Here is a 20319-nt window from a genome sequence, read left to right as displayed (position 1 = left end):
CAAGGAGCATCATGAGCATCACCGAGCTACTTTCTGCCGCCACCGTCCGGCGTGAACACGATTTGATTGGTGACCGAGACATCCCTGCTGATGTCTACTGGGGCGTGCACACCCTGCGTGCCGTGGAAAATTTCCCCATCACCGGCATTCCCCTGAGCAACAACACGCATCTGGTCAACGGCCTGGCCATGGTCAAACAGGCGGCTGCCCAGGCCAACCATGAACTGGGTCTGCTTGATGAGACACGCGCCGGAGCAATCATTCAAGCGTGTCAGGAGATCATCGCCGGGGAACTTCACGATCAGTTCGTGGTGGACGTCATTCAGGGAGGTGCCGGGACGTCCTCAAACATGAATGCAAATGAGGTCATTGCCAACCGGGCACTGGAAATCCTGGGACACGCCAAGGGGGATTATCAGTTCCTGCACCCGAATGATCACGTGAACCTGAGCCAGTCCACCAATGATGTTTATCCGACGGCGGTCAATGTTGCCACCATTTTTGCCGCGAAATCGCTGGTGAGCGCCATGGAACACCTGTGTGTTTCCTTTGCCGCCAAGGCCGTGGAATTCCGGACAGTGGTGAAAATGGGGCGCACCCAGCTCCAGGATGCTGTGCCCATGACGTTGGGGCAGGAGTTCAATACTTATGCTGTGACCATGGGGGAGGACCGGGCCCGTCTGGCTGAATCCACCCTACTGGTCCACGAGATTAACCTGGGTGCCACGGCCATTGGCACCGGGCTCAACGCGCCTCTGGGATATTCCGCGCTTGCCTGCACCCACCTGGTGGAAATCTCAGGGCTGCCGCTGACAACCTCCATTGACTTGATTGAGGCCACCCAGGATGTGGGCGCCTTTGTGCACCTCTCTGGTGTGCTCAAGCGCGTGGCCGTGAAACTATCCAAGATCTGCAACGATCTTCGCCTGCTCTCCTCCGGCCCCCGGGCGGGTTTCGGCGAGATCACCTTGCCGGCCGTGCAGGCCGGGTCCTCGATCATGCCCGGCAAGGTCAACCCTGTAATCCCCGAAGTGGTGAACCAGGTGGCGTATGAGGTGATTGGCAATGATGTCACCATCACCATGGCGGCCGAGGGTGGGCAGTTGCAATTGAACGCCTTTGAACCCGTCATTGTGCACAGCCTGACCAAGAGCATGCGCCACCTGGAAGCCGCCTGCATCACCTTGGCCGATAAGTGCATTGACGGCATCACCGCCCACGAGGACAAGCTGCGCGCCCAGGTGGAACACTCGATCGGTCTGGTCACTGCACTGAATCCGGTGTTGGGATATGCCACTTCAACCAAGATTGCGCTCGAAGCGCTGGCCACGGGGCGCGGCGTGGCCGAACTTGTCCTGGAACACAAACTGCTGAGCGTGGAGCAGCTCAATGAACTTCTACGCCCGGAACACCTCGCCAATCTGGGCGACTGAGACGCCCGCACTGTGCGCTTCGCCGCCCTGCAATGGCGCAGGGCGGTACCCAAAGACTAAAGGATCACCAGAATGGCCCGTCAGGACATCATTGAGAGCGTTGAACTAGTACAAGATCAGCCCAACGCCGCATTAACAGCGGAGGACGCCGGGCTTCATAAGGGACTCAAAGCCCGGCAAATACAAATGATCGCCATTGGTGGGGCCATTGGCACCGGATTGTTCATGGGGGCTGGAGGGCGCCTGGCCGGGGCTGGCCCGGCACTGATGTTCAGCTACGCGATTTGTGGATTCTTCGCCTTCTTGATCCTGCGGGCCTTGGGTGAGCTGGTTATTCACCGCCCCTCCTCAGGCTCCTTTGTCTCTTACGCCCGCGAGTTCTTTGGAGAGAAGGCAGCCTTCGTCTCCGGCTGGCTGTACTGGCTGAACTGGGCGATGACAGCAATTGTGGACATCACCGCCGTCGCACTCTATATGCATTTCTTTGCTAAATACGTGCCCTGGATTGGTGCCGTTCCCCAGTGGGTGTGGGCGCTGGGTGCCCTGATGCTGGTGCTGGGTCTAAACCTAGTATCCGTGAAAGTCTTTGGTGAGTTGGAATTCTGGTTTGCGCTGATCAAGGTGGTGGCGCTGGTGAGCTTCTTGCTCATTGGCACGTACTTTGTCATTTTCGGCACCCCCGTGGCCGGCCAGGAGGTGGGCTTTAGCCTGATTGCAGACAACGGCGGATTCTTCCCCAACGGGCTGCTGCCGGTGGTGGTTGTCATGCAGGGTGTGGTCTTTGCGTACGCTTCGATTGAGCTGATTGGCACGGCTGCCGGGGAAACCAAAAACCCGGAAAAGATCATGCCCAAGGCCATCAATACCGTCATTATCCGCATTGCTGTGTTCTATGTTGGCTCCCTGGTGCTGCTCTCACTACTGCTTCCGTACACGGCGTACAAGGCGGGGGAGAGCCCCTTTGTCACCTTCTTTGGCTCCATCGGCGTTGAGGGTGTGGACTCCATCATGAACTTGGTGGTGCTGACTGCGGCGCTGTCCTCGCTGAATGCTGGGCTGTACTCCACGGGGCGGATCCTACGCTCCATGTCCCTGGGGGGTTCGGCGCCCAGGTTCGCAGCGAAGTTGAACAAGGGCGGTGTTCCCTACGGCGGCATTTTGCTGACGGCGGCCGTGGCGTTCCTAGGCGTGATCCTTAACGCGGTGGTACCCGCCCAGGCGTTTGAGATTGTGCTGAATATGGCGGCGCTGGGCATTATTGCCTCCTGGGCCATGATCGTACTATGCCAGCTGGCGCTGTACCGATTAGCGAAAAAGGGGCAGGCGATCCGTCCCTCGTTCCGCATGTTTGGTGCGCCGTACACCGGCTACCTGACACTGGCATTCCTGTTTGCCGTGCTGGTTTTGATGGCGTTCGATTCACCGGTGGGCACCTGGACCATCGCCTCAATTGTTCTTATTGTGCCGGCGCTCATGGTTGGTTGGTACCTGAACCGGGGACGGATCAATGAGATTGCGGCCAGCCGGGACGGATCCACCGGGGCTCACCCCGTCAGTGCGCACCAGGTCAGTGTGCACCGCCGCGATACCCACCCGGACTCTTCAATCTAGGGGCTGCCGGTGGGGGAAGCTCAGCTGCTGTTTGGATTTCAAGAGGCGGGGCACCAGCGATCAAAGAGCAAGAAGTGATCCGCTAGGACAGCAGGACCTTAAAGCTCAGCGGGGCCGGTGCCAGTTGGTAGGGCGGGAGTACCCCGGGCCCGCAGGATGCGGTGCCGATCCCGTGCACAGCAGCATCAAGAGTGAGGTAGCTGATGCCGTCCGCCACCAAGTCAGGGGTGTGCCGTGCTGCGCTGAGCACTTCCTGGGACCACGGGCGCAGGGTGAAGGAGAAGTCCGTGCCTTGGAAGGTCAGGCTCTGGCCGCCGCCTCGCTCCGTGGCGAGCTGCAATTGCGAGACCCCTGCCCGTGCACCATTTTCCTGCGGCCGGACGTAGGGCACCTGCAGTTCCTCGAGTGAGGCGCTGAACCAGCCAAGCTGCGCGGCCATGCCCGTGTCCGGATACTTTTGGCCTGGCCCAAACCCTGTCCACGAGGCCTGCGAAAATTCACCGGGAAGCTGGAAATCGAAGCCCACCCGCGGCCAGGTCCGGCCCCATCCGGTGCTGGGAGTCAGGTTCGCGCTCAGCTCCATCGCCGTGCCGTCGGTGCGCCAGAGGTAGTCAACATCCACATGGTGGCGGGCCACGGGCACACCGTAGCGCACCCGCACATGCAATTCCCCGGCGTCGTGGGCCATTGACTGCAACCGCCCTTCTAGCAGGGGTAAACCGGCGTCTTGCCACGTGGTGGCGGGACGGGGTGAACCCGGCTGAGCATGGTCCTTGCCGTTGTCATTGTCCGTGGGGGAACGCCAGAGCGTCAGGCGCGGACCGTTGAGCGGGATGCCCTTGAAACTGCTCAGCTCACCTGTCATGAGGCTGAAAGTGGCGGGTCCGAAACTTAGCACGTGGCCCTGCCGCGCAATATCCGGGGCGCCGTGTGCGAGCAGCGCGGGCCGGGGTGCCTGCGGGCTCCCCTGTTGCGTCCAAGCGATCTCGTGGCCAGCCGGCGCCCACGGCTGATCCGTTGCGAGCACGGCACTGATGGTCAGAACGCGCTGAGCGGCCAGTTCCGCGTGAACTTCCAGGGGAAGCACGACGCCGGTCTGCTCGCCTGCCGCTGTCACCGGCACCAGAAGCGTCCCGTGAGTGATGCGGCCGCTGGCACTCTCCACCCGCCAGGTGAAAGCTAGGGCGGAGGTGTCGAGGAAGTCGTACTTATTGCGCACGGTGAGGGTGCGCCAGTCGTGGGAAACGCTCAAGGCGAGAGGCTCCACAACCTTCTTGTAATCGAGCAGTCCCGGCCGGGGGTCCAGATCTGCCGAGATCATTCCGTCAATGACGAAGTTGCCGTCATGGACCTTTTCGCCAAAGTCCCCGCCGTAGGCAAAGTACGCTTCACCGTCAGGGGTGTGTTGGCGGATACCGTGTTCAATCCACTCCCAGACAAATCCGCCCTGCAGACGCGGGTATTTATCGAACAGATCCTGGTATTCCTGTAAACCACCCGGGCCGTTTCCCATGGAATGAACGTATTCGCACAGGATGAAGGGCAAATTGCGCCGATGCGTATCCTGGATTGCATCCGGCAACGGACTTTCTTCCTGGCGCCCAATCAGCTCAACGTCTGCGGGTTTGAGGTACATGCGTGAATACACGTCCACGTACGGGCAGGCCCAGTCTCCTTCGTAATGGACCAGCCGCTCGGGATCGCGGGCTTTTGTCCACTCTGCCATTGCCGCCAAGTTTTCACCCTTGCCAGACTCATTGCCCAAGGACCACATGATGACGCAGGGGTGGTTCTTATCCCGCTCCACGAGCCGTTGCATACGGTCCAGCAGCGCCGCACGGTACTGCGGTTCAGCGCTGGGATTGCCAGCCCACTGTCCATCTTCGAAACCGTGGGTTTCATAGTCACACTCATCGATAATGTAAAAGCCCAGCTCATCCGCAGCCTGGAGCAGGAACGGGTGCGGGGCGTAATGCGCGGTGCGGATGGCATTGATATTGTGTTGCTTCATCAACTTCAGTTCGCGAAGCACTTGCTCCGCCGGGACGGTGCGGCCCAAATCGGGATTGTGCTCATGCCTGTTCACCCCGCGGAACAGCAGCGGGACTCCATTGAGCTTAATTTGGGCATCCTGAACCGTGATGGTGCGGAACCCCACGTTCAAACGCAACGTTTGTGCCGGAGTGCTGATGCGCAGTTCGTACAGGGATGGGGACTCGGCACTCCACGGCTTCACTACCCCCACATCCAAGGCTGTGCCTTGAAGAGCTGCGCCATTCAAGGGTGCTTTGAATCCCAATGCAGGAATCTCCACCTTGGCCCCGGGCATGGGTGGGTCGAGCTCCACCCGCAGCGTCCCGGTCCCTGCAGCGGTATAACCGGCGTGCACAAAAACGTCTCTGACGGCGCCCGCCGGGTGCGCCAGCAAGGTCACATCACGGAAAATTCCCGGGAGCCACCAAGCATCCTGATCCTCTAAATAGCTTGCCGCACTGAATTGGGCCACCCGGACCACCAACACATTGGTGCCGAGGCGCAGAAGCCCGGAAACATCAAATTCCGCAGGCAGCTTTGACCCTCGTGTGGTTCCCAGCAATGCCCCGTTAAGCCACACGGTTCCGGCATTATCAATCCCATCAAAACGCAGGAGGGCACCGGCAAGGAACTCTGCACCCACCTCAAAAGTAAGCCTGTAGTCACCCACTGGATTTGCATCCGGAACAAAGGGAGGATCCAGCGGGAACGGAAACTGCACGTTGGTGTACACAGGAGCACCGTGACCATGGAAATTCCAGTTCGACGGGACAGGCAAACAATCCCATACGACATCATTGAACCCCTCGCTCTCGATGCCCTCAGGTGCCTGCGCCAGCGAATCCGAGTAATGGAAACGCCAGTCCCCATTGAGTGAAAGCGTGGGCAGCCCATCCTCTACATGAGCTCTGGGTGGAAGGCTGCCCGTGCCGGGCCCAGGATTAGTCAGGTCCATGATCGCTTCGTACGGGCTGGCGGCAAGGTTGGCGAGCGAAGGTAGCGGGTTCACAGCAGTGGTTCCTTTGCAGGTCAGAGAAGGGTGAAGAGCACGCACCTAGTATATGCAAAGTGTCATAGTCTGCCTTGGTTTGACACTGCGGCAGCTAAGAGGGCAATGTGATCTAAGATACCCAGCTCAACTCTGTCCCCATTTCTGTCTCCTGCAGTGAAATGGTCACAAAAAGTTGAGTATTGGGCGCAAATTTCAGGCCCCACTGCGGGGTTTGGGCAATCCTTTTCCCTTCAACAATGGTGGTGATGGCGAATGAAGCCAAGAATTATCACGTCAATTGCATTATCGGCCCTAGTGACAATGTGTCTTAGTGCCCTTCCGCTCAGCAGCGTCTCAGCAACAGCCCAGACCGGAACCGGAGCGGCTACAACGCTGGGCACCGAGGCCACCCTGCTGGCCGAACCGCGCGTTCTTTTTAGCGATGATTTCCAGACCAACGACGGCGCGAAGTGGCTAGAAGCCAAAGCCAATGCAACCGCAGAAATCACCTTCACCGGCGGCATGGCGAGCATCAAGGGCGGCGGTCCGGAAAACCGGATCCTGTCCAAGGCCGAAATCCTGTCCAACAACTTCACCCTTGATCTGGACTTGTTCATCAACGCTGGCAACACCAACAGTGCCGTGAAGATGGGCTTCTTCGCATCAGAAGGCGCAGCCTCGCGCTACCAGCTCACCTACGACGGGCCGAGGAAGGTCCTGCGGCTCGAAAAAGCCGAGGGACCCACCGTGACGGTCCTTGGCGCCCCGGCCAACATTGACCTGCCCGTGAACACCGACGGCGAGCCACACCAAATCAGCATCGAGGTGGCAGGTGACCAGGTGCGCGCCCTCGTGGGTGGCACGGCCATGCTGGACGTTCCCGACGCCGGTACGGCCTCCGCCGTGCAGGGCCGGATCATGTTCGCCAGCCAGTTCCCGAACCAAGACTTCAGTGTGGACAACGTCCAGGTAAGCACCACAGAGGCCGAGAAGGCCGGTGAATACACGGTGGAACTAGCCACCGAGACCAACAAGGTCCTGGACACGGACCCGGCAACGGCTGGTGGCACGGTCTCGGCCAACCGCAGCTCTGGAGACCCCGGCGACGTTGTGACACTCTCCTACACGCTCAAGCCCGGCTACGTGTTCAACGGCTGGGAATCCAGGCGTCTGGACACCAACACCAGCACTGACGGTTTGCTAACCATCACCGACAACCGTTTTGCTTTCAATGACAAGACCGGCAGCGTGCTGGTCATTGCAAAGTTTACCGACGAACCCCACGACCCGAATGTGTTGTTCAAGGACTACTTCGACACGGCACTGAACGCCCATGGGCAGTACAGCATCCCCACGCCGGAGGATGCGGCCATTGTCGACGGCGAATTGGTCCTCTCACCTGCCAAAGGCCCGGCATCAGTGCAGCTCAGCAGTGCAGTGTTGGCCGAACTGGTCAACTACCGTATTGAATTTGATGCGCACAAGGCCAACGGCACCCCCGGCACCATGCAGGTGGCCTTCCGCATGGCCGGCTTCACCGACCGCTACGCCCTGGTCCTGAACGGTTCCAAGGCCATGCTGCGCCGCTTTGACGCAGCAGGTGGGAATGTTGAACTGGCCAGCACCATGTACGACTTCAACCAGGCCCGCAGTTCGGTCCTGATCGACGTCTCCGGCGACACCGTCTCCGTCTCAGCCGGCGGCGCCCCGCTGCTGTCCTACATGAACAAGGACGACGGCGCGAAGGACAGCGCGGACTGGTCAGGTGTTACCCCCGGGTTCGCGCTGATCAACATGACCCCTGGAGCCCCTGTGGCGTTCGATAACGTCAAAGTGGCGGCGACCCCGGTCTACGTCAAGGCCTCAGTTGAGGTGAGTAACGCAGGGGTGCCGGACCTCGATCAGGCAAGTGGCGCCGTCGTGCTTTCCAAGTATTCGACATCCGCCGGGGACACCATCACGTGGCAGAGCTACCCCAAGGGCGGTTACACGTTCGCCGGGCTTTCGTACAACGGTGTGCCGGTGACGGGGGAGGCGTTCACCGTTCCCGCCGGCACCACAAACGACATCACGCTCGTGGCCCTGTTCGAGGCGCAGACCGCCTCAGCCACCACGTACTACATTGATTCCGTGGCTGGCGACGACGCCCGCACGGGCAACTCGGACGCACAGTCCTGGCGCACCCTGGCCAAGGCCAACCGAGCACTGAACCCGGGCGATGCGATCCTGCTCAAGCGCGGCAGCAGCTTCGAGAGCGCCGGTGCGGCTCTGTCCTTCACCGGCTCGGGAACGGCCGCACAGCCCATCCGTGTTGGGGCTTACGGCGACGGCGAACGGCCCGTTCTCAACGGTGCCGGAGCGGTTGAGAATGTGGTGACGCTGCACAACCAGGAATACGTGGAGATTTCCGGCCTGGAAATCACCAACCTGGATGCACGCTACAACACCAGTTTCGGCCTGAACACGAGCACCAACACAGTGAAGAATCTGCGCGGCGTCAACGTCTCCGCCCGCGACTTCGGCATTGTGAACGGCATTTCCCTCACCGACCTGTACATCCACGACATCAACGGTAACCTCAACGCCAAGTGGAACGGTGGCATCTTCTTCGACGTCGGCGCCACGGTGGACAACGGCGAACTGCTCGGTGTGCCAACAAAGTTTGATGACGTGCTGATCGCCGGCAACAAACTCGAAAGGGTGGACCGTTCGGGCATCAAGCTCGTGAGCTCCGCCTGGTCCAACCAGTCGCTGGCGAACTCGCCCGGGACACCGCTGAACTGGTACCCGTCAACGAATGTTGTGGTCCGTGACAACCAGTTCCGCTACATGGGCGGTGACGCCATCACCGTCCGCGACACCGACGGGGCACTGATAGAACACAACCTGGTGCGGCACTCCCGCTACCAAAACACCGGATACAACGCCGGGATCTGGCCCTTCCAGGCCACCAACACTGTGATCCAGTACAACGAGGTCTCCAACACCCACGGCGTACAGGATGGTCAAGGCCTGGACACCGACCACGTGTCCTCGTACTCGGTCATGCAATACAACTACTCGCACAACAACGAGGGAGGCTTCATGCTCATCATGAACGGCTTCCCGCACACGGCTCCCACCATCCGGTACAACATCAGCCAGAACGACGCCGATAAAACCTTCGAGTTCGCCCGAGGGACCGCCGCCGGAACCATGATCTACAACAACACCATCTACTCCGATTCCACCCTTCGGGGGCCGCGTGGCGGCGTGCTCGACCTTGCCAACTCAGGTGCAGGAACGGGCAACCGCGAGGTGTTCATCTTCAACAATGTTTTCCACTACCCGGAGGGGCAAACCTTCTACGTGGGGGAAGCCGAAACCATGAAGACCAAGGCGATGCTGCTCAACAACGCCTACGCCGGCGGAATTACACCTCCTGCTGCGGAAGAGCACGCCATCACCGGCGAGCTCGGCCTGCCTGGCGTTGGCACCGCACCTGAAGACGGGGCTAGCCTGCCGCTGACGGGCACCAACGTGGGCGGGCACTTTGCCGGCTACATGCCCCAGGAATCTTCGGCACTAAGAAATTCAGGGCTGAGCATCGACGAGGTGGTGGCGCATTATGGCGGAACGGTGACTGACCGCAGGGCCATGAGCCCCACCCAAATCCACGCCTTGGCACTGCAGGGTAAGAGCATCGATTTCGTGGCAGGCCCCAACATGCCTGCTATTGACGGAGTCCGCTACGGTACCGACTTCCTCGGCACCACGCTGCCAGGCACGCTGCCAGCGCGGGATGCACAGAACACCGAGGGAATCACCGTTGGTGCCATCCAATTCGTGGTTGATGAGCCCGCCGTTGAACCGGAGCCGGAAGAGACGCCCGCACCGGATGTAACGCCCGCACCGGAAGAGACGCCCGCTCCGGGAGAGGCGCCCGCTCCTGGGGAGACCCCCACTCCTGAGGAGTCGGCAACGGCTACGCAGCAGGCACCCGCTGGTTCTTCCGCTAGCGGGCCGTTGGCCTCCACCGGTGTGAGCGGCTTCTTTGGGGGCGCCGCCATAGCGGTAGCACTCATGATGCTCGTTCTAGGTGTTGCACTGCGCCGGATCCGGACACGGGCCTAGTGCGCAGCCGCAAGACAACTACTTTGGGGTGGGAGGTGCGCTCGGTCAGTGTTGTCATCGGAATTATCTTGATGGCTTGGCTGACCGGGTGCACCGCCCCGCCCCCAGGGGCTGGTGCGGTCATCGATGCGGTCTATGTGCACGCTGAGGGAATTCACGACGGCGAGCTTGCGCAACGGAAGGCCTACGATCTTGCGGTCTTTGAATGGGCTGTTGAGAGTGGTCTTGCTGGCGTGCCCTCCTACAGCGAGCTGGAGCAGGACTATACGGATGCGGTGTCCTCTCAAGCTGCCGGCAAGGCGACGGGAACCGGTGTCTACGGTGCCCGGACCATGACGCTGTGGGACTTCTATCTGGAACAAGTGGAGCGGCGTGTGCAATTGCTCAAGCCTGAGATTCGCGAGGCCTTGAGCATGGATGAGGTGCGTGAATACTACGAACAGCACCCGGAGGCGTTCAAGCGGCAAGAGCTCATCACGCTCAAGGTCACTGATTGGCAGGGCGGCCGGGCGCTGTCAACCCGTGAGGTGGTGATTGATGAGACGAACGTGCGCATGCTCCAAGAAGGGGACGACGCTCTGATCTCCGCCGCGCTTGATCTGGGGCAAGGTGAACTTGCAACGGTTCAACGCCCTGATGGCAGTTTTGCCCAGCTTGAATGTCTCTCGCGGAAGGACAACGGGGTACAACCATTAGATGCCGTGGTCCAGGCCGCGGCTAGTCAGCTGGCAGACCAGCGCTTCGGCAGCGAATTGCAGCGCAGAATCAGCGCAGCCTCCTAGCAGGCACAAAGAGGGCGGCAACCACGGAACAGTGGTTGCCGCCCTCTTTACATCTGCTTTTCTTGAGAGGACCGTGAGTTCTAGTGGGACACGGCCGGTTCCAGACTTGCCCCGAACAAGTGCGCGCCGGTGTCCGGCAAGATCTTCTTCACAACGGGGCCGTTGATGCGCCCAGAGTTGTCCGGGTCCACGGGGGCCTGCCAGGAAACGTTGACGGCACCCGTGCCCGGATTGAGCCGGGCGTACAGGTCATCAGCCAAGTGCTCCCGTCCGGTGCGGCGCAGATGTTCCATGTACAACACCGGGTCATTGTAAAGTGCGGGACCATTTTGCAAGGTGGTCTGCATGGGGTCCGGCAGGGATCCGGGCATGCCAGCATAAGTGTTCCACCAGACGGCCAGTTTGGAACGCATCTGATCTACTAGATCCGGCTCCTCCGTGAGCAGGTTTTTGACCAGGTAGGGATCTTCCGTGACGTTGAACAGTGATTCCCATTCGGCGCGGAAAGCCCCAGGATGGTAGGTGCGGATGTACAGGTGATCCCGGGTGCGTACGGCGCGTTGGTAGGTATGGGCGCCGTGCCCCAGCACCAGGTAGTCGCGTGAATCAATGGATTCTCCGCGCACAGCGTCAGCGAAGGACTCGCCCTGCCACTTTTCCGGGATGGGCAGGCCCAGCAGATCGCAGATGGTGGGAGCGTAATCAATGTTGTAGAGCAAGGCATCGCAGCCGGCTCGGCTACCAGCTTCTTCGGTCAATCCGGGCCATTTCACCAGCATGGGGAGGTGGTGGGTGGGTTCGCTGGCTAGGCCGTGCTCCGCATAGGAGCCTTGTTCCCCGAAGGCCTCGCCATGATCGGCGCTGACTACTATTGCTACTTCTTCATCCAGACCTAGAGCCACCAGGCCCTCCAATAGGCGGCCGAACTGGCTGTCCCAGAAGTGAATGGCGCCGTCGTAGCCGTTGATGAGTTTTTCGTAGTCCGCACGGGTGCGGATTTCTTGGGGGAAGTTATAGGGCACTCGCCGTTCAAATAAACCGTCTGAGTACATGAAATCAAGGGCAGAGCGCGGGCCGTAAATTTCGCCATGCCCGTCAATGGCTTCTTGATCTGGCCACGCCGGAGCAGGGCCGGAAGCGGCTGCTTTGTCCGTCCATTCCTGCTCTTGGAGGTAATCCATGTGCGGATCCCAATACGTCAGGTGCAGGTACCAGTCATCGGTGTCCTTGTTCCGTGCAATCCATTCCAGGGCAGTGTCCGTGACAATGTCCGCCGGCTCGTCGCCAACATCCGGGGTGGCGCGGATGCTTTCCCGGAAGTTGCCCAAAAAGTACCAGGCCCGGTGCCGTTCGGCGAAGGAGGAGACTGCTGCCGTCAGGTAGCCGTGTGCGCCCAGGTGCTGGCCCAGGAGCGGGCGCCCTTCAACCAGGCCGTGTCCGGAGTCTGCCCGGAAACGTGCCGCCTCACCGTGGTGGCCGATCACGCCGTTGGTGATGCCGAACTGGCCGCTTGTCAGGGCCGTCCGTGACGGCATGCAGGGGGAGTCTGAGGCATAGTAGCGGTCAAAACGGGCCGCGTCCTTGGCAAAGACATCCAAATTCGGGGTGATGGGACGCTGGTAGCCGTAGGGCCCGGTGTGGTCGGGTCGGAGAGTGTCGACGTCGACATAGATAATCTTCATGGGTTCCTCTTTAGACGTGGCCCGTGACGGGGCCGCCGGCAGTGGCAGCGTAGTCAGCAATTTGTTCAGTCAGCCGGGCGTGGGTCAGCTCCAGCCAGGTCAGGTAGGTGGTGCCCAATAGGTAGGAGCGTTCGCGGCCCAGCCGTACCAGTTCCTTGTGCCAGGTGGCGTCTACCTCAATGGCGGCATCCTCAGGGTCCAAATCATCGCTATAGGCCTTCACCCGCTGTTGATCGCGGCGGTAGTCCAGCTCAGTGCTCAAGATCTTCAGCGCTACTTCCGGGCCCAAAATGCCGGTGAGTAAAAACCGCATCTGGAAATCGGAGTCGAGCGGACGCACCGTGGGCACATGGGGGGACAAAGCCCACTCTTTAAACGTTGCAACACCGGCATCGGTCAGCCGGTACACCTTCGCGTCGGGCCCCGTGTTGCGGTGATCGATCACCAGATTCACCCAGCCCTTGTCAAGGCATTTAGTCAGTTGCCGGTAGATCTGGGACGGCTGGGGGGTGTAGCCGAAGAAGGGACCTTCTTGATTGAGCCACTTGTGCAGGTCATAGCCTGCCATGGGTGTTCGCACCAAATGGCCCAAAATAATGCACTCAAGCTTGTTAAGCACCGTGTTGCCTCTCCTCCTACTATGTGCTTAGAATCATAGCTGTCTAATGAACGGCTCGCAAAGAGTCAGGCAATACGTTCAACTTTGTACATGAGAATGTACCTAGTTCGGATGTTAGTGCCTCCAGCGTCACCCATGCAGATGTAAAACAAAGGAGTTTCCATGAAGGCACCTAAGCGGGCCTACCGGGTCTTAGCCCTGGCAGCTACGGCCGCAATTTTTCTATCCGGTTGCGGCGGCGCCAATGATAAACCGGCGGCAAACCCGTCAGAAGATGCCGTTCTGACCCTGGCCTCCGGTGTGGAGCCGCAGTCACTGGATCCCGCAATGTCGCGTGAAGCCCAGTTTGTACAGTACTTCCAACCGGTTTTTGACACGCTCATTCGCCGCGATTCCAACGGTGACCTCCAGCCCATGCTGGCCACCAAGTGGGACATTGCCAAAGACGGCAAGGCTCTCACGTTGACTCTGCGCGAAGGAGTGAAGTTCACCGATGGCGGTGACGTCACCGCAGAGGCCGTCAAGGGTAACCTTGACCGGTTTAAGGCAGCTGGTGGACCGTTGGCTGGCGCCCTGGGTGCCGTGGAGAGCGTTGATGTCCTGGATCCTGCGACAGTGAAGCTGAACCTCTCCACCCCTGACCCGGCACTGCCGTACGCGCTGGGCGGGCCCAGCGGCTACATCCAGTCACCGGCCAACTTCGATGCCGCCACAGTGGACACCCAGCCGGTTGGCTCGGGCCCCTATGAGCTGGATCGCTCCGCAACCACCCCCGGTTCGCAGTACACGTTCGTGAAGAACGAGGATTACTGGGACAAGGACCTGGTGAAGTTTGCCAAGATCGTCATCAAGCCGATCAAGGATGAAAACGCGCGCTTCAACGCTGTCCGTTCCGGCCAGGCTGACGGCATGATCGCCACAGCCAAGACGGTTAAGGCTGCCGAGTCAGCTGGCGTCACGGTCAAGATGGTTCCGGGTGACTGGCAGGGCTTGACGCTGCTGGACCGCGCCGGCAAGCTGTCCCCTGAGCTCGGCAAGGTTGAAGTCCGCCAGGCCATCAACTACGCCATTGACAAGGACGCAATATTGAAAAATGTTGCCCAAGGCTTTGGCAAAACCACCAGCCAGGTGTTCGGACCGTCCTCATCGGCGTTTGTTGAATCTCTGGACGGCGCCTACAGCTACGACGTTGACAAGGCCAAGGCCCTGCTCAAGGAAGCTGGCCTCGCCAACGGATTCACCTTGAAGATGCCCACGTCCTCTGACATGGACCCCGCACTGGCACCGGCTATCAAGGATCAGCTCGCCAAGGTGGGCATCACTGTTGACTGGGTGGACATCCCCTCGGCCCAGTACCAGCCGGAGCAGCAGTCAGGCACGTACGCTGCCGCCTTCACAGCGTTCGGCCAGCCGGTAGTTGCTTGGTCTGCAGTGAACTCCATGGTGACTGAAAATGCGCCGTGGAACGTTTTCCACTCCAGCACTCCGGAGACCAAGACGCTGATTGCAGATGTTCTCGCCAGTGATGAGGATGCTGCCGGCGCCAAGTTGGCGGAACTGAACAAGTACTTGGTGGACAATGCCTGGTTTGCACCCTGGTACCGCATTGATCAGCCGTACTTCATCTCCAAGAACGTCACCGTGACTGTCCAGAACGGCCAGCCGGTTCCGTCGATCTACAACTTCGCCCCGGCGAAGTAAAAACCCGCACCACAGACGGCGGCGGCCGGATACCCGGCCGCCGCCACCCTAACCTTCCAAGGATTGGCCCTTGATTTCCTACATCTTCCGGCGCATCGGGTCGGGCATTGCATTGGTGGCAGCTGCCTCCTTCATTGTGTTTGCCTTGATGCTTGCCAACAGCGAGCACGTGGCGCGCAATATTCTCGGTGACCAGGCCTCAGTAGAACAGCTGGCAGCCAAGCAGGCTGAACTGGGCCTGAATGATCCCATGATTCTCCAATATCTGCACTGGCTCCTTGGTGCGGTTCAAGGCGATCTGGGTCAGTCCTGGTTCAATGCCGAATCGGTCAGCTACCTGCTGGCAACCCGCGTCCCTGTGACACTTTCCATTGCCGTGGGCACTGTCATCATCTCCACCGTCATCTCCGTTGTGGTGGGCATAGTTGCGGCACTGTACAGGGGCTGGCTGGACAAACTGCTGCAAGTGGTTTCAGTGGCGGGCCTGGTCTTTCCAGGCTTCTGGCTGGCGCTTGTTCTGGTGGTCAAGGTGTCCATTGACTGGGGCCTGGTACCAGCCACCGGGTACACACCCTTCGGCGAATCGCTCAGTGGCTGGCTACTAAGCCTGACGCTTCCTGTCTTCTCACTGGCCATCGGCGCTGTTGCGGGCCTGTCCCAACAAGTGCGCAGTGCCACCATCGCGGTACTGGAGATGGACTACGTGCGCACTTTGCGTAGCCGTGGCCTGTCCGAGGCAAGCGTGCTGTTCCGTCACGTCCTGCGCAATGCCGCACCCCCCACACTGACGGTCATGTCCTTGAACTTCATTGCCCTGATGTCAGGGGCTGTCATGATTGAGCGCGTCTTTGCCCTTCCCGGACTCGGTAGCATCGCCGTGGACGCCACGGGTGTTGGAGACATTCCGATCGTTGTAGGCGCCGTGGTGATCTCCGTTGTCATTGTTGTCATTGTCAACCTGCTCATTGACCTGATCAATGGGTGGCTGAATCCGAAAGTGCGGTTGTCATGACCCAAGCCCTAGAACCCGCAACCGCGGCACCCAAGAGCGCATCCGCTCAGCGGCAGGGCCTTGGCTCCCGCATTGCCTCCTCTCCCATGGCGGCAATTTCCCTGGGCGTGCTGGCCTTCATAGTCCTGGCCGTCATCCTGGCACCGCTGCTGACCCGCTTTGACCCCTCCGTCTCGGATATTGGCCAGGCCCTGCTGGGCCCCAGCCCCGAGCATTGGCTTGGCACGGATAGCGCGGGCCGTGACGTCTTTTCCCGCATTGTTTACGGCGGCCGTATTACCTTAGGCGGCGCCGCCTTGGCTCTGATTGTGGCCATGGCCATTGGCGTGACCACGGGCTTGTTTGCCGGCTACTTTGGCGGCGCACTGGATTCCAGCGTTGACTGGGTCTCCAACTTGCTCATTGCCCTTCCCAACATCATGATCCTGCTGGCCGTCCGTGCCGCCTGGGGCTCCAACGTGTGGCTGAGCATGACCGTGTTTGGCGTACTGATGGCCCCCGGCTTCCACCGGCTGGTCCGCGCCATTGTCAGCGGCGTGCGCAACGAACTTTATGTTGATGCTGCCCGGGTATCCGGGCTGTCGCTGACCCGCATCCTGGGCCGTCACGTTCTGGTGGCTATCCGAGCACCCATCATCATTTACGCGGCCCTGGCCGGCGTGGTAGTCATTGGCGTGCAATCCGGTCTGGACTTCCTGGGCTTGGGAGACGTCACTGTTCCCAGTTGGGGAACCATGCTCAACGAAGCCCTCGTCAACCTTTACATTGCCCCCGGCCTGATGCTGTGGCCCGGCATCGCCTTGGGCGTTGTCAACGCCGCACTGATCATCTTCGGCAACAGCCTTCGGGACGCCTTGGAAGACCGGCCGCGGGTACGCCGTCGCAGTACCTCTTCAGCCAAGCAGTCCGCCCAGAAGAACGACGCCGTCACGCCCGCAGCGCCGGAATCCGCGGCTTTCGCTGGGGGGCAGAGCCCTGTTCCCGGCTTTGATGAGGTCCCGGACGGCAGCGTTCTGGCTGTGCGTGGGCTCCGGGTTGGATACCCTAGCGCGGATGGGATCAAGGACGTTGTCAACGGCGTATCCCTGGGTGTGCGGCGGGGTGAAATCCTTGGTCTAGTGGGTGAATCCGGCTCCGGAAAAACTCAGACCGCGTGGGCAATTTTGGGCCTGCTGCCTTCCGGGGGACGGGTCACCAGCGGCACAATTGAGATCGCCGGTCAATCGCTACCCGGATTGTCCAAGGGCGCCATGCGCTCCATGTTGGGCAAAAAAGTGGCCTATATTCCGCAGGAGCCCATGTCCAATCTGGACCCTTCGTTCAAGATTGGCTTCCAGCTGGTGGAGCCATTGCGCAAGCAGTTGGGCCTGTCCGCCAAGGACGCCAAGGCCAAGGCGCTGGCCATGTTGGATCGGGTGGGCATTGCCGATCCGCAGCGTACTTTTGACTCCTACCCGCACCAGATCTCCGGCGGCATGGCACAACGTGTGCTCATTGCCGGCGCTGTGGCGTGTGATCCGGATGTTCTGATCGCCGATGAACCCACTACTGCGCTGGATGTGACTGTTCAAGCCGAAGTTCTTGATCTGCTGCGCGAACTGCAGAAGGAAAAAGACATGGCAGTGGTCATGGTGACTCACAACTTTGGTGTGGTGGCCGATCTTTGTGACCGCGTTGCCGTCATGAAACTGGGCCAGATCGTGGAACAGAATACCGTTGAGGTGCTCTTTGCTAACCCGCAACACCCGTATACGCGCATGCTCCTTGAGGCCGGGCTGGAAGACAAGACGCCCCGCACCCGGCTGCTGCGGCCCGTAGATGAACCACTTCAGGAGGCTGCACTGTGAGTGCTCCATTGCTCCAGGTAAGTAACCTGGTCACCGAATACCCCGTCAAAGGCTGGCGCAAGCCCCCCGTGCGTGTCCTGAAGGGCATCAACCTGGACGTCAAAGCCGGCGAGACCGTGGGCCTGGTGGGGGAGTCGGGTTCCGGTAAAACCACCATTGGCCGTGCTGTCCTGGGCTTGGCGCCTGTGAGCGAAGGCAGTATCACCTTCAACGGGCAGGACATCTCTCACCTCAGTGGGGCGGCACGCCGTCAGGTCAGCCGCGATATTCAGGTGGTTTTTCAGGATCCATACACCTCTCTTAACCCGGCCATGACCATTGCGGACATCCTCTCCGAGCCGCTCATTGTCCAGGGCAAAGGAAAAGCAGAAGCCCGGGCCAAAGTTGCCGGACTGCTGGAACGGGTGCATCTGCCCGCAGATGCAGGGACGCGCCTGCCACGGGAATTTTCCGGCGGCCAGCGCCAACGCGTGGCCATTGCCCGGGCCCTGGCCATGGAACCTAAGCTGATTGTCTGCGACGAACCTGTCTCTGCGTTGGATCTGAGCACCCAGGCACGGGTCCTTGACTTGTTTTTGGAAATCCAGGAACAGACCGGCGTGGCCTACCTGTTCATCTCGCATGATCTGGCCGTGGTTCGGCACTTGAGCCACAGGGTTTGTGTGCTCTACCGTGGAGAAGTCATGGAAATGGGGGACGCCGCCGAGGTGACGGAAAACCCGAAGAACGATTACACCCGGCGCCTGCTGATGGCATCTCCCATTGCCGATCCCGTCCGCCAGCGCCAGCGCCGGCAGGAGCGGCTGGCAATGGCGGCAACGGCCAGCACCGCCTAAGCACTGCCGGCAGAGGAACTCCTTCTGCCACCGCCGGTCCCTTAAATTGGGGCCGGCGCACCTTATTTAAGCCACGGAATTTAGCCCACAGAGTCTAATCCACAGTTGTTAACCCCCAGACGGAAACGGATGCACCCATGAATGAGACAGCAGCCCCGAGCACACACGGGCCCGTGGTGGTCCCCGCCCTTCAGCGCTGGAGTGCCGGTGATGGCACCGTGGCTGTGGCCGATGGCTGCCAGGTGCACTGGAACCATGATTCCCTGGCTGAGCTGGCACATCAGCTGGTGGAGGAGATTGCTGAAGTGGCTGGCATTAGCGCCACCGTTTCAGGGCAGAACATTGCCGGGCAGGCCGGGCCGGCGGCGCTCGGTGAACTGGGCGCCGGGGTGAACATTGTTCTGTCCTTGAATCCGGCGGTTGACTTTGGCACAGACCACGCCACAGCGGATCAGGAAGGTTATGTGCTCAGGGTGGGCAACGGCGTCGTGCTTGAAGCACGGACGCTGACAGGCATCTTTTGGGGCACCCGCTCACTGCTGCAGATGCTGCTTGCCTCCCGCGAACTGCCGTGCGGCACGGCCGTGGACTGGCCCAACTACCCGGTACGCGGATTCATGCTGGATGTTGGGCGGCGGTTCTCGCAGACAGCGTTCCTTTCGGACATGGTGCGGTACATGGGCTGGTTCAAGCTCAACACGTTCATGGTGCACCTCAACGATAATGAGATTGCCAAGGACACCAAGCGCAGCTGGGATGTGGCCCAGGCGGCGTTCCGGCTCGAGTCCGAGAACCCGCAGTTTGCCGGGCTGGCGGCCACGGATGGCAGCTACACCCGGGCGCAGTGGGATGCACTGGAGGACCTTGCGGCAGCTCACCACGTGAACCTGATCCCCGAGATCGATGTCCCCGCCCACGCCCGCTCGCTCATCAAGTGGAAGCCGGAGTTGGGGCTCAACGGTGGGGATTCGGACATGCTGGATTTGTCCCGCCCGGAAGCCACAGAGCTGGTCAAGGAATTGTTCAGTGAATTTGTGCCGTGGTTTAGAAGCCCCGTGGTGCACTTTGGCGCCGATGAATACGCCAAGGACCACGAACCCGAGTACCGCCAGTTCTTCAATGGCATCAGCGCCCACCTCCGGTCCTTGGGCAAGGCACCCATGGCCTGGGGGAGCCTGAGCACCATGGCCAACGGCGCCGGCCACCCCGAGAGCGGGTATAGCCGCGACGTGACAATCTGTTCCTGGAACAATGACTGGTACAGCGGCCAAGCCGCCGTGGCTGACGGCTACAACATCATCAACACCAATGATGATCTGTTGTACATTGTTCCGTTTGCCGATTACTACCACGGTGGTGCGCTGGACGGGCAGCTGCTCTTCGATACGTGGGAGCCGCACGTTTTTGGTGAAGGCAAGAACCTCTACCCGCAGCACCCCCAGTTGCTCGGGGCAGCCAGCGCACTGTGGAATGATCTTGTTCTCAAGGACTATGACGAGCACGTCATGCACGCCATGATGGAGCCTGCCTTCGGGTTGCTGGCCCAGAAGATGTGGCGCGGTGTGGTGCCCGGAATGGACTATGACACGTTCATGACGCGCTCTTCTGCGGTGTCCCGCTGGCCCGGGCGCGAATTCCTGAAGTAAGTAGCTCCTGAG

At 60.4% G+C, this 20319-nt stretch carries 12 protein-coding genes; 9 read left to right on the top strand and 3 right to left on the bottom strand.

What is annotated here, in order from left to right; genetic code table 11:
* Positions 1–11 precede the first annotated feature (11 nt).
* A complete protein-coding gene (locus RY113_RS08955; protein ID WP_315914280.1) occupies positions 12–1433 on the top strand; it encodes an aspartate ammonia-lyase in 1422 nt (473 codons plus the stop codon).
* A 72-nt stretch (positions 1434–1505) separates the two neighbouring features.
* Positions 1506–3044 (top strand): amino acid permease, encoded by a 1539-nt coding sequence (locus tag RY113_RS08950; protein ID WP_315914279.1) that lies wholly within the window; start codon positions 1506–1508, stop codon positions 3042–3044.
* Between the two features lie 82 nt (positions 3045–3126).
* Here RY113_RS08950 and RY113_RS08945 read toward each other — a convergent pair whose 3' ends face one another.
* A complete protein-coding gene (locus RY113_RS08945; protein ID WP_315914278.1) occupies positions 3127–6087 on the bottom strand; it encodes a glycoside hydrolase family 2 TIM barrel-domain containing protein in 2961 nt (986 codons plus the stop codon).
* 303 nt (positions 6088–6390) lie between these two features.
* Here RY113_RS08945 and RY113_RS08940 point away from each other — a divergent pair, with 303 nt between their 5' ends.
* Positions 6391–10182 carry a right-handed parallel beta-helix repeat-containing protein gene (locus RY113_RS08940; protein WP_315914379.1) on the top strand — a complete coding sequence of 1264 codons (3792 nt, stop codon included), beginning with the start codon at positions 6391–6393 and terminating at the stop codon, positions 10180–10182.
* On the top strand, positions 10182–10964 hold the full coding sequence (locus tag RY113_RS08935) for a peptidylprolyl isomerase (RefSeq protein ID WP_315914277.1): 783 nt from the start codon (positions 10182–10184) through the stop codon (positions 10962–10964). The genes RY113_RS08940 and RY113_RS08935 overlap by 1 nt, the downstream gene beginning before the upstream one ends.
* 80 nt (positions 10965–11044) lie before the next feature.
* Here the strand turns inward: RY113_RS08935 and RY113_RS08930 are convergent, their stop codons facing one another.
* On the bottom strand, positions 11045–12646 hold the full coding sequence (locus RY113_RS08930) for a sulfatase (protein ID WP_110104775.1): 1602 nt from the start codon (positions 12644–12646) through the stop codon (positions 11045–11047).
* A 10-nt stretch (positions 12647–12656) separates the two neighbouring features.
* The gene (locus tag RY113_RS08925) at positions 12657–13265 is read right to left on the bottom strand and encodes a PadR family transcriptional regulator (protein WP_315914276.1); all 609 of its coding nucleotides are present in this window, start codon (positions 13263–13265) and stop codon (positions 12657–12659) included.
* A gap of 162 nt (positions 13266–13427) precedes the next feature.
* Between RY113_RS08925 and RY113_RS08920 the strand changes: the two genes are divergently transcribed.
* From RY113_RS08920 to RY113_RS08900, 5 genes are all read left to right on the top strand, one after another.
* Positions 13428–14966, top strand: a complete 1539-nt coding sequence (locus RY113_RS08920; protein ID WP_110104773.1) for an ABC transporter substrate-binding protein — start codon at positions 13428–13430, stop codon at positions 14964–14966.
* 70 nt (positions 14967–15036) lie between these two features.
* Complete coding sequence (locus tag RY113_RS08915) at positions 15037–15978, top strand: ABC transporter permease (RefSeq protein WP_110104772.1); 942 nt, start codon at positions 15037–15039, stop codon at positions 15976–15978.
* Positions 15948–17825 (top strand): dipeptide/oligopeptide/nickel ABC transporter permease/ATP-binding protein, encoded by a 1878-nt coding sequence (locus RY113_RS08910; RefSeq protein ID WP_315914275.1) that lies wholly within the window; start codon positions 15948–15950, stop codon positions 17823–17825. The genes RY113_RS08915 and RY113_RS08910 overlap by 31 nt, the downstream gene beginning before the upstream one ends.
* Positions 17822–18661, top strand: a complete 840-nt coding sequence (locus RY113_RS08905) for an ATP-binding cassette domain-containing protein (RefSeq protein WP_110104771.1) — start codon at positions 17822–17824, stop codon at positions 18659–18661. The genes RY113_RS08910 and RY113_RS08905 overlap by 4 nt, the downstream gene beginning before the upstream one ends.
* Before the next feature lie 137 nt (positions 18662–18798).
* Positions 18799–20307, top strand: coding sequence for a family 20 glycosylhydrolase (locus tag RY113_RS08900; protein WP_315914274.1), 1509 nt, complete (start codon positions 18799–18801; stop codon positions 20305–20307).
* Positions 20308–20319: the final 12 nt, after the last annotated feature.

Source organism: Arthrobacter sp. lap29 (assembly GCF_032458965.1).
Taxonomy (GTDB): Bacteria; Actinomycetota; Actinomycetes; order Actinomycetales; family Micrococcaceae; genus Specibacter; species Specibacter psychrochitiniphilus.
This window is presented reverse-complemented; position numbering and strand designations above follow the sequence as displayed.

Excerpts from the sequence above, each read along its gene's own strand:
- RY113_RS08955 (WP_315914280.1), top strand. The coding sequence starts at position 12 with ATGAGCATCACCGAGCTACTTTCTGCCGCCACCGTCCGGCGTGAACAC.
- RY113_RS08950 (WP_315914279.1), top strand. The coding sequence starts at position 1,506 with ATGGCCCGTCAGGACATCATTGAGAGCGTTGAACTAGTACAAGATCAG.
- RY113_RS08940 (WP_315914379.1), top strand. The coding sequence starts at position 6,391 with ATGTGTCTTAGTGCCCTTCCGCTCAGCAGCGTCTCAGCAACAGCCCAG.
- RY113_RS08930 (WP_110104775.1), bottom strand. The coding sequence starts at position 12,646 with ATGAAGATTATCTATGTCGACGTCGACACTCTCCGACCCGACCACACC.
- RY113_RS08920 (WP_110104773.1), top strand. The coding sequence starts at position 13,428 with ATGAAGGCACCTAAGCGGGCCTACCGGGTCTTAGCCCTGGCAGCTACG.
- RY113_RS08900 (WP_315914274.1), top strand. The coding sequence starts at position 18,799 with ATGAATGAGACAGCAGCCCCGAGCACACACGGGCCCGTGGTGGTCCCC.